The 9675-nt window shown below is 35.2% G+C and carries 9 protein-coding genes and 2 pseudogenes; 6 read left to right on the top strand and 5 right to left on the bottom strand.

What is annotated here, in order from left to right:
• Together I4V84_RS19220 and mobC are read right to left on the bottom strand one after the other, a co-directional pair.
• The coding region (locus I4V84_RS19220) for a relaxase/mobilization nuclease domain-containing protein (RefSeq protein WP_195993172.1) at positions 1-461 on the bottom strand (461 nt) is incomplete at its 3' end.
• A pseudogene (gene mobC / locus I4V84_RS19215) lies at positions 410-619 on the bottom strand (plasmid mobilization relaxosome protein MobC); the annotation flags it as partial. The pseudogene mobC and the gene I4V84_RS19220, both read right to left, overlap by 52 nt.
• A gap of 38 nt (positions 620-657) precedes the next feature.
• Here mobC and I4V84_RS19210 point away from each other — a divergent pair.
• From I4V84_RS19210 to I4V84_RS19190, 5 genes are all read left to right on the top strand, one after another.
• Entirely contained in the window at positions 658-963 is a 306-nt protein-coding gene (locus I4V84_RS19210) for a hypothetical protein (RefSeq protein ID WP_117592916.1), read from the top strand.
• On the top strand, positions 960-1205 hold the full coding sequence (locus I4V84_RS19205; protein WP_015524609.1) for a transposon-transfer assisting family protein: 246 nt from the start codon (positions 960-962) through the stop codon (positions 1203-1205). The genes I4V84_RS19210 and I4V84_RS19205 overlap by 4 nt, the downstream gene beginning before the upstream one ends.
• Before the next feature lie 726 nt (positions 1206-1931).
• On the top strand, positions 1932-4034 hold the full coding sequence (locus tag I4V84_RS19200; RefSeq protein WP_195993171.1) for a penicillin-binding transpeptidase domain-containing protein: 2103 nt from the start codon (positions 1932-1934) through the stop codon (positions 4032-4034).
• 40 nt (positions 4035-4074) lie between these two features.
• Positions 4075-5232, top strand: coding sequence for a DUF6070 family protein (locus I4V84_RS19195; protein ID WP_062807810.1), 1158 nt, complete (start codon positions 4075-4077; stop codon positions 5230-5232).
• A complete protein-coding gene (locus I4V84_RS19190) occupies positions 5219-6466 on the top strand; it encodes a DUF6070 family protein (RefSeq protein ID WP_117628249.1) in 1248 nt (415 codons plus the stop codon). Before I4V84_RS19195 ends, I4V84_RS19190 begins: the two co-directional genes overlap by 14 nt.
• 27 nt (positions 6467-6493) lie before the next feature.
• Here the strand turns inward: I4V84_RS19190 and I4V84_RS19185 are convergent, their stop codons facing one another.
• Both I4V84_RS19185 and I4V84_RS19180 read right to left on the bottom strand, forming a co-directional pair.
• Entirely contained in the window at positions 6494-8290 is a 1797-nt protein-coding gene (locus tag I4V84_RS19185; protein WP_117628248.1) for a BlaR1 family beta-lactam sensor/signal transducer, read from the bottom strand.
• 10 nt (positions 8291-8300) lie between these two features.
• Positions 8301-8675, bottom strand: a complete 375-nt coding sequence (locus tag I4V84_RS19180) for a BlaI/MecI/CopY family transcriptional regulator (RefSeq protein ID WP_195993173.1) — start codon at positions 8673-8675, stop codon at positions 8301-8303.
• A 118-nt stretch (positions 8676-8793) separates the two neighbouring features.
• Here I4V84_RS19180 and I4V84_RS19175 point away from each other — a divergent pair, with 118 nt between their 5' ends.
• On the top strand, positions 8794-9207 hold the full coding sequence (locus I4V84_RS19175; RefSeq protein WP_005426519.1) for a response regulator transcription factor: 414 nt from the start codon (positions 8794-8796) through the stop codon (positions 9205-9207).
• A 23-nt stretch (positions 9208-9230) separates the two neighbouring features.
• Here I4V84_RS19175 and I4V84_RS19170 read toward each other — a convergent pair.
• Positions 9231-9675 (bottom strand): annotated as a pseudogene (locus I4V84_RS19170) (rlx protein); the annotation flags it as partial.

The raw sequence follows: 9675 nt of genomic DNA, 5'->3' as shown, positions 1-9675 counted from the left end.
ATTGTGGACAGGTTATGTTCCTGGCATAAAGTGTCGCTGAGATTTCGTATTTTCCAGTAATTCTTTTTACAGTCATGGTAATGAGAAAAAGTGATGTTATCTGCAGAACAGAAAATTAAATGGTTATGTACATGACCTTTATCAGTGTGTGTTGTCAGAACATAGGAGTATTTTCCCTCCAGTAAGCGATCCGCAAGTTCTTTGCCAATTTGATGGGCTTCTTCATAGGAAACTTCACCAGGGGAAAATGCCTGAATCAGATGAAATGCCTTATTTGCATTATGTGCATCTCGGCAGTCATGTGTGTGATCCAAAGTGTATTTAAAGTCAAGAACTGCTGTTTCAGGAGAGCAGGCAAAGGAAGAAATATATAGTTTCTGGTCTGTTTTATCTGGATTGCAGATGTATTCTATTGCTTTATCAACGGTTGTTTTGATACCATGGATTTTTGTAACTGCCATATTTTTTCCATTAACTCCTTTATATCGTCCAGATCCTTTTGGTAAACTGCATTGGTGCTGTTTATACGACGGGTGATCTGATTTAAATTACTGCTGATATTTCCCAGCAGGGTATTCATTTTTCGGATATGAGAGTAGTCTACTTCATATACAAATCCATCTGATTGATATGATTCCACATTATAAAGAAAGTCCATTGGTACAGAAAGCAATCAACGATATGGAAAAATATCTGAACGAGAAACATGAAAAGGTGCAGGAAACAAAACAGACTGTGGAAGTGAAACAGGAAGTTCCAGAAGCACCAGTCAAGAAAGAATCCGGATCAGTGGAACCGAACCGGGCACAAAAGAAAGAGCCGGCAAAGGGCGAAAAAGGGGAACTGAAAAAATCTGTGCTGCAGTCGTTGAAAAAGTTTCAGGCAAGGGCAAAAGCACAGGAACAGAAAAATAAAGAAGCAGAAAAAACCAAAGCACATAAGAAGGGGGATGTAGAATTATGATGGATCTGACAATGAACTTTGATACAGACGAATGTTTAGTAACCGCAATGTTTGATAAAGGAAACAGAAATGACACAATGGAAGCAATCGACCATATCATTCCATTTCTAAAAGGGGATGCGGATATGATTAGGCTTGTCTGCAATACCCTAAGAAAGCTGTTATGCATGAGTGATGAAGGCTATGAGACTTTTCTTATGGACTTGGAAGATTATAAATCGGAACTGGAAGAGAGGGAATGAATTCAAGCCAGAGTGCAGTATAGCAGGTGAAAGATGAGAAGCGAAGGAAAAAGTGTCAGCATTGAGAAGTGTTAACAGGTATATATTGGAAGAATTCAGCCAGGGGAACTCTGGCTGATATAAAACACATCTGCAGAAATAGTGACTGAAGAAATTTTGAGTAGTGGAATTGGGAAGAAGTATTTAGATACTATAATAAAGAGATTAGCTGGCTTGTATACTAACAGAGAGGACATAGTAAACAGATTTGCGTTATTATCAGGGATTGTAGGGAGATTCCGAAGAGCTTTTGTTCAGATGATGAAACAATAGGATTGGTACAGGAAATATATGGAACAAAAGTTAATAAAGGGATTTGTTGCGTTTTCTGCTATAATAATCTGCCAGCAAAGAATGTGTTGTCTGAATATGTTTGTGATTATAAGAAACGAGCAGGGTTATTTCAAAGATCAGCAGATTTAGAGTAGTTCTTTTTTTTTCTGAGAGAAAATTAAAAATCGTTTTTGGTTCTTCTGGAGAGTGATTATAGCGTTTGGGAAACATCCGGAGAAACTATTACCTCAGAGTGTCGTAAAGTTCTTTATCAAAGAAGGCTTTGAGATGCCCTTTCTTTTTTATGCAAATCTTTTCTCTTGTCTACATATATAAACCTAAGAAAAAGCTTGACGTTTAAATATTACAAGTGTAATATTTAAGAAAATATGAAAAAAGGAGAAATAAAACTATATGAGAAAAAAGAAAAGAAAAAAACACACGAAGATTATTACAAAAATAGTTTTATTTAGCGGTATATTGATTGGTGGTGGAATCGGTATTGTAACAATAATGAATTGTAATGTTCCTGAAAAAAGACTAATGGAATATATGAAATATATTGAAAAAGGGGAATATGAGCAAATGTATGCCATGCTGGATCAGAAAAAAAGCAGCATGAACAGTAAGGAAGAATTTATAGAACGAAATTCTAAAATATATGAAGGCATTGAGATGTCTGATCTGTCCATAACCGATATTACAGTAAAAAGACAAGAAAACGGAAATGCGGCAGTTTCCTATACAACAAATATGCAGACTGCTGCAGGAAATGTAGAATTTACCAACGATGCGGTATTTTCACATGATTGGACAGGATATCATTTAATCTGGCAGGATCAGTTGATTTTTCCAGAGTTATCTGCAACGGATAAAGTTCAGGTAACGTCAGAAGAGGCAAAGAGAGGAGATATTTTAGACAGAAATGGTCGTCAGTTGGCTGGAGAGGGAACTGCATCTTCGGTAGGAATTGTTCCGGGCAGGATGGAGAACAGAGAAGATACAATAAAAAAACTGGCAGAGTATCTTGGAATTGGAGCAGACGAAATTGAGGATAAGTTAAAAGCCGGTTGGGTAAAAGCAGATTCTTTTGTACCAGTAGCAACAATTCCTAAAATACAAGAGGTCGATCTTTTGACAGTGAATCCGGATAAAACTGTTCTGGAAGAAAAAGAAAAGCAGGACACATTATTGAAGATTCCAGGTATTATGTTATCTGATGTAAAAGTACGAACTTATTATCTAAAAGAAGCTGCCTCTCATCTGGTAGGGTATGTACAGGCGGTTACAGCCGAAGATTTGCAGGAACATAAAGGGGAAGGGTATCGTACAAACAGTGTGATTGGAAAGACTGGACTGGAAACGCTTTATGAAAAAGAACTAAAAGGAACAGATGGGTGTGAAATCTGTATTGTAGATGCAAATGGAAATAAAAAAAGTGTTATTGCATATGAGCCTAGAAAAGATGGAGAAGATATCCATACTACGATTGATGGTGATCTTCAAAGTACTCTTTATGAACAATTTAAAGAAGACAGAGGATGTTCTGTAGCTTTGAATCCTTATACAGGGGAAGTATTGGCGTTGGTAAGTACGCCATCTTATGATAATAATGATTTTGTACGTGGAATGGACAACAGCCAGTGGAGTGCATTAAATGAAAATGAAGACAGGCCTTTATACAACCGCTTTCGCCAGACATGGTGTCCTGGCTCAACTTTTAAACCTGTAATTGCTGCAATTGGATTAAAAGTGGGGGCATTTACTGCAAATGACGATTTTGGAAATGAGGGTCTGGCGTGGCAGAAAGATTCCTCGTGGGGAGATTATACAGTGACTACACTTCATGATTATGAACCTGTGATCTTGAAAAATGCGCTTATTTATTCAGATAATATTTATTTTGCAAAAGCAGCATTAAAAATTGGTGCGGATCAACTGATGCAGTCTCTAAATCAAATAGGATTTAATCAGGAACTTCCATTTGATATTAAAATGTCAGAGTCCAAATATTCTAATATGGACAAGATAGAAACAGAAATCCAGCTTGCTGACAGTGGGTATGGACAGGGACAGATTCTGGTAAATCCTTTGCATCTTGCAAGCATTTATACGGCTTTTCTAAATGATGGAAATATGATAAAGCCATATCTTCACGCGGATGATGGAAGCACTTCCAGTGAAATCTGGATAAAAGATGCTTTTTCACCACAAATTGTTTCGGAGGTTATGGAGGGGTTAGAGGGTGTAGTGAATAACCCGGAAGGAACTGGTTATGGAGCATGCCGGGAAGACATTAGATTAGCAGGAAAAACCGGAACAGCGGAACTGAAAGCTACAAAAGAAGATACATCTGGAACAGAAATTGGCTGGTTTACAGTTTTTACTACAGATAGAGATACAAAGAATCCTATTTTGCTCATCAGTATGGTAGAGAATGTGAAAGATATTGGAGGAAGCGGTTATGTGGTGGAAAAGGATAAGGCGATACTGGATGAATATCTTGGTAATGAATAATTTTTACCTTTAAATATTACAAATGTAAGAGGAAAATGATATGAAAAAAATTTGGAAAATATTTGTGGGAGTTATTTTTCTTGCTGTCTGTAGTGGATGTGGCATAAAGAAAGAGCAGAAAAAGACAATTGAAGATACGAAAGAAAAAATTTACAGAGAGTGTGAAATGCTAGCAGAAGGCTATCGGAACATATATGAGAATGCTGTGAAAGAAAATGCACTATATGAGCTGAGTACAATACAAAAAAGTATGGATTATTTTGGAAAATATGGATATGCAGTAATTGATTCCTACAATCAGCTGGATATGGTTCAAAGTATTAAAGTAGATGATTTTTTGAAAAAAGCAGAAAAAGAGAAGAATGGAAAAACTACTATATTTCAAGTTATAGCAGGGGATCATTTTATCCGGTATGATCTGAAAACCAAACAGGGGAAAATAGACGTTGAAGTAAGCTCTTTTAAATGGAAAGAGGACACTTGGCAGGAAACATATTATCATGAGTTTAGAGCTAATTCATGGAAATATACAGAAAACGGGCATTTCTTTATAGAAGAATATCATCCGGCAGGATATGATGGACCGTCTGGATATCGGGACTTTCGGGTAGCACCGTTAAATAAAAAATGTCGGGAGTTGAATCGAAAATATATACTTCCTTTTGGATATACACTTAATAAATTGTTTACTTCTAATTGGAGTGAAAAAAATTATGATGGAATAAATTTTTATGATGTTTTTGATCGTTTACTTTCAATGGAAGAAAAAACTGATGAATTTAAGGAAGGAAAGACTTATGAAATCCCAAAAGAATCATTTGAAACGATATTTCAAAAATATTTTAATATAAGCGCAGAGATACTGCAGACAGGAACGGTATTTCACACAGAAATACAGACATATCGGTATCGAACCAGAGGAATCGTATATGATTTTGCTCCCACACCATATATTCCATATCCGGAAGTTGTTTCCTACATAGAAAATCAAGATGGAACAATAACACTGGAAGTAAATGCGGTATGGCCACAAAAAGAATTAGATCAGGCGTTTTGTCATAGCGTAACCATTCGGCTGTTAGATAAAGATAGATTTCAATATGTATCCAATTATGTATCAAGGTCAGAAATAGAGGTTACCTGGTATACGGAAAGATTATCAGACGAAAAGTGGGAGGAATGTTATGGAGATAATTGATATGAGTACAAAAAGAAAACTGAAAAAGATGGTGAGTGTTTTATTCATTTTGGGATGCTTTTTCATAGGAAATACAAAATGTAAAGGGGCTGATTTAGAATATATTTCACAGGAAACTGCGAATTATGCTGTACAAGAAAGAGGATATGATTTGCCAGTAGATGAAGTCGTGAAAGAAGAAGCTATTGAAGATTGTAAGAATGTTATGAATCAGATGAAAGCCATTTATCAAAAGGCGGATAAAGGAACTTCATCGAATGTAGTAGTTTCTGAGACAGTAATGGAAGAAATGCAGGAAGTATTAAAGGAAAAAAATGTCCCTGTTATTACATCAGCGCCGTATTCAAATATGGCTAATTATTCTAAAATGGAAGAATTTCTTTTCAAGGCAGAACAGGATCTGCCAGGAGATATCGTCTTATATAGGATTAACAGGGATGGTGGGATAGAAAGACTCAAATTCAATTATGATGGGACAGATATGTATTTGTTGGCTGTGAAAGTTGTTTGGGGTATGAACGACAATCCATCTATTGTATATGTTTCGTATACAAGGATAGAAGAATGGAAATATACAGAAAAAGGCTGGTTTGGTTATACGCTATGTGTTCCAAAATATCCGGAAGTATCAGAAGCGGTTGATGGCAGTTCTATGATAAGAATTAAACCTTTAAGTGATGAATGCAGGGAAGTTTCAAAGAGGTGTGTGTATTTGCTTGGATATCAGGGGAATAATCTTTTATGTTCTGATTGGGATAGATCTGATATGGAAGGGTTAGATTATAATGGTTTATATGAATATTTATATCGAATGAAATACGGGGAGAGATATGAGTTTTCAGGTAACTCAAGTGGAATTCCGGCAGAAGAGTTTGAAAATCTGATAATGGAGTTTTTGCCGATAACAGCGGAGCAAATTAAAAAATGGGCAGTATTTGATTCGGAACATCAAACTTATGACTGGGAACGATTAGGTTGTTTAAATTATAGCCCTACTTATTTTGGAACATCTTTACCGGAGGTCGTTGAAATAAGAGATAGCGGAGAGGGAAACAATGTGCTGGTTGTTGATGCTGTATGTGATACATTTATATGTAATGATGCCGTTATTACAAGTGAGCTGACTGTTAAGTTCAACGATGATAAGAGTTTTAAATATATGGGGAATAAAATTCTGAATAATGGTACGAAAGAAGTTCCCAAATATCAATATAGAATAAAAAGAAAGAACTGATAACAACTATCAGCCCTTTCATATTTGTTAATTCCATATATGTAATTTTTTTAAGATATTAGAAGTGATTTCAAATGCTTTTTTTCCAGTTGCATTAGAATCACTTTGGATATTGGTTGCAAAATAATAGCTGTTATCGGAAGTTTCTACATATCCGATAAACCAGCCGTTGATATCCTGTCCGTTGACACGACCGGTTCCAGTTTTTCCGTAGAAATTACCATTAGGTGTACTGGCAATTTTTATAGCATTTTTAACAGAAAATACATTTTGGGAATTTAGATGGAATTCATTTGTGTTAAATTTTTTCAATAATGTTACTTGCTCTAAAGGCGAGATTTTTAATGAAAAATCGGACCAGTATAAATCCAGATTTGAACTGGTTGTCTGGTTTCCATATTCTATTTTATTCAAAAATTCCTGGACTCTGTTAATTCCGAGCTGCGAATCAATTGCCTGGAAATACCAGTTAACGGAATTTTGCATAGCAGAGTTTAAATCCTGATCAGCTTCCCAGGATGGAAAAGGAAAGGCATCACCATTCCATGTCATGGAAGAGTGTTCTGGTGTGATGATTCCGGATTCCAACCCTAATAATGCATCGTATATTTTGTAGGTAGACTCTGGCGGAATACGTTTGGTGGCTTCTTCAAGATCGTATATTTTCCAGGAATCCAAATTATTGTCATACAAAACAAATGATCCATCATATGTTCCAAATGTTTCGGATATATCTAACAGGGAGATATTTTTGTCTGTATCACTAAAATGATATACGCTTTGAGTAGAGGCATCAATGGATAAAATGGGTGTACATCCAATAAAAACAGCACTAATGACCAGATAAATTATCAATGCTCTCATTTTTTGATAAAGAGTTTCTTTCCTAAAAACGGCGATGTTGAGAATACGTCGTTTCATCTGCCTGAAATTTCCGGACATTCCAACTGCCAGTGGAGAGGAAAAAGAGGATATTTTTTCTGCAAAATTAATCAGTGTAGTTCCATAAGCTTGGTATTCATCAGCAGAAATCATCTGCAATACAGCAGAATCACAGGCTATTTCACGGTCACAGAGAATTTCTTTTAAAGTGTACCACACAAAAGGGTTAAACCAGTAGAGTATATTACTTATGACCATGAGGAAGCCAATAAATGTATCTTTGTGACGGTAATGCTGTAATTCGTGTAGCAGCATAAAACGCATATCATCAGGATTCAGTTCGGAAATTAAATGGATGGGAATGTAAATTCTGGGATGTATTATTCCGATTAAAACTGGTGATTTTAAAAATGCAGTACTGTAGACTGATACTGGGTGAGAGATTTTAAGTTCCTTTAAACAATTGTAATAAATAGTTTTTACCTGCTGATTTTGAAGCGGGAGAGCAGATCTTTTTATGGAACGTACATAGTTTAATGAATGAAGGGTGAGGACTGACATAATCATAACACCCGTTATCCATATTAGAAAGAGTATGGTATTCAAGCCTCCAGAAAATTGACTACTGATGGAAACTGAAAAATCATTCACCTGGTTTAACAAAATATTTTGTGTATTACTGGTAAGTTCGGATAGCGTGTCGGTACCAGAGTTAAGTCCTGAGTCAGTTTGAAAAAAATGTAACCATGAAAAAAGTTGTGAGCCATGAATCTGTACAGGAAAAAATGGCACGGCAAGTAGTAAAAATAAAAGAAAACAGAGATGGTACTGTGTAGCCGCAGATAAATATTTTTTCAGAAGTTTTTTTGTTCCGATTATTACAAGTGTAAAAATACATATGAAGATATTACTGATTAAAAAGTGGATAATCCAGTTGCTCATTCAAAACCTCCTATTTCTGATGTTTTGATAATAAATGGCGTAAGTTATCAATTTCTGTTGAAGAGAGCTTATCGTCTTCAAGGTAAGAAGTCAGCATAGAAGAAAGATTTCCATTATAATATCGCTTTAAAAAAGAATTGCTTTCCTGGCGTATATATTCATCTTCTTGGACTAATGGAGTATAGACAAATACCCGGCTTTGTTTTTCGTAGGAAAGAGCTTTTTTGGAAACAAGTCTCTTGATAAGAGTTTGAATTGTTTTTGGACTCCAGCTGGTAGTTAGAGTAAGTTTTTCTGTAATTTCATTTGTATTGATGGGAGCATATTTCCATACAATTTTCATAACTTCAAATTCGGCTTCTGAAATTTGGGGTAGTGACATAATAAAATCCTCCTGCTAAATCCTACATATGTAATAAATATATTATATTACTTGTAGAAGAAAAAAGTCAAATGGCAGATGATATATAGAATATAAAATTAATAATGTAGAGGCAATAAAGGTGAAAAAGATAGAAATTATTGAGAGAATCACAGATGCTAATGGAAGCATAAGTGAAAACATATTGACTAGCTGGGAACATAAAAACCAATTCATACCGGAAATTATAAGGTTTGGAGAATTAAAAATATATCTACAGGAACGAATTGTTAAAAAGAATGATAGTGATGTTCATCTTTCAAAATATGAATATGATATTTTACTTCTTTTAGCGAAAAGTCCAGGTAGAATATTTGGAAAAGAAATGGTTTATGATCTGGTATGGAATGAACCTTATTCCGGTGATTATAATGTGGTTATGCGACATATCTGCAATATCAGAGAAAAAATAGAAGATGATCCTGGACAACCATTATATATACAAACAGTACGAGGTGTAGGATATCGGTTTAACGGGAATTTAGGCAGCGAGTGAAATCGCTGCCTATTATTATGGTTTTACAAAGAAGGAAGTTTGTTATGGGAAGATTTTTCTATTTCAGGATCATCCGGTTTTAGATACTTGGACAAGTTTTGATGTATCAATTCCAACTCTTTCATTTCTTTCCGAAAGGAAACATATTGAGTATTTATTGACTTCTTTCTGGAAATAAGCTCTGAAATTTGAGCTTGTAACTTATTGGTATTGAGCTGTTTCAGGTCTATACCATTTTCCTGTAAAATATGCTCGGCACCAGCGAAAAGGATAATTTGAGATTCATATTTACGGAAATAACGATCTGGATCTTTGGAACTTTTATAATGGTCGTCATAAATTTTATTTTTTTGATATTGTTCGGCATATTTTAGCATTTCTCGAAGATGGTGTATCTGAGACTCGAGAGAAACAACAGAGGTATTTACCTCTTTTTGCTGCATATGTAACAAGGCTATGCGGTCTTCA

Origin of the sequence: Ruminococcus sp. 1001713B170207_170306_F1, from assembly GCF_015668065.1 — a bacterium.
Classification (GTDB): Bacteria; Bacillota; Clostridia; order Lachnospirales; family Lachnospiraceae; genus Blautia_A; species Blautia_A faecis.
This window is presented reverse-complemented; position numbering and strand designations above follow the sequence as displayed.

What these genes read in the sequence shown, in the direction of transcription:
- I4V84_RS19185 (WP_117628248.1), bottom strand. Translation starts at nt 8,290, where the DNA reads ATGAGCAACTGGATTATCCACTTTTTAATCAGTAATATCTTCATATGT.
- I4V84_RS19200 (WP_195993171.1), top strand. Translation starts at nt 1,932, where the DNA reads ATGAGAAAAAAGAAAAGAAAAAAACACACGAAGATTATTACAAAAATA.
- I4V84_RS19205 (WP_015524609.1), top strand. Translation starts at nt 960, where the DNA reads ATGATGGATCTGACAATGAACTTTGATACAGACGAATGTTTAGTAACC.
- I4V84_RS19190 (WP_117628249.1), top strand. Translation starts at nt 5,219, where the DNA reads ATGGAGATAATTGATATGAGTACAAAAAGAAAACTGAAAAAGATGGTG.
- I4V84_RS19195 (WP_062807810.1), top strand. Translation starts at nt 4,075, where the DNA reads ATGAAAAAAATTTGGAAAATATTTGTGGGAGTTATTTTTCTTGCTGTC.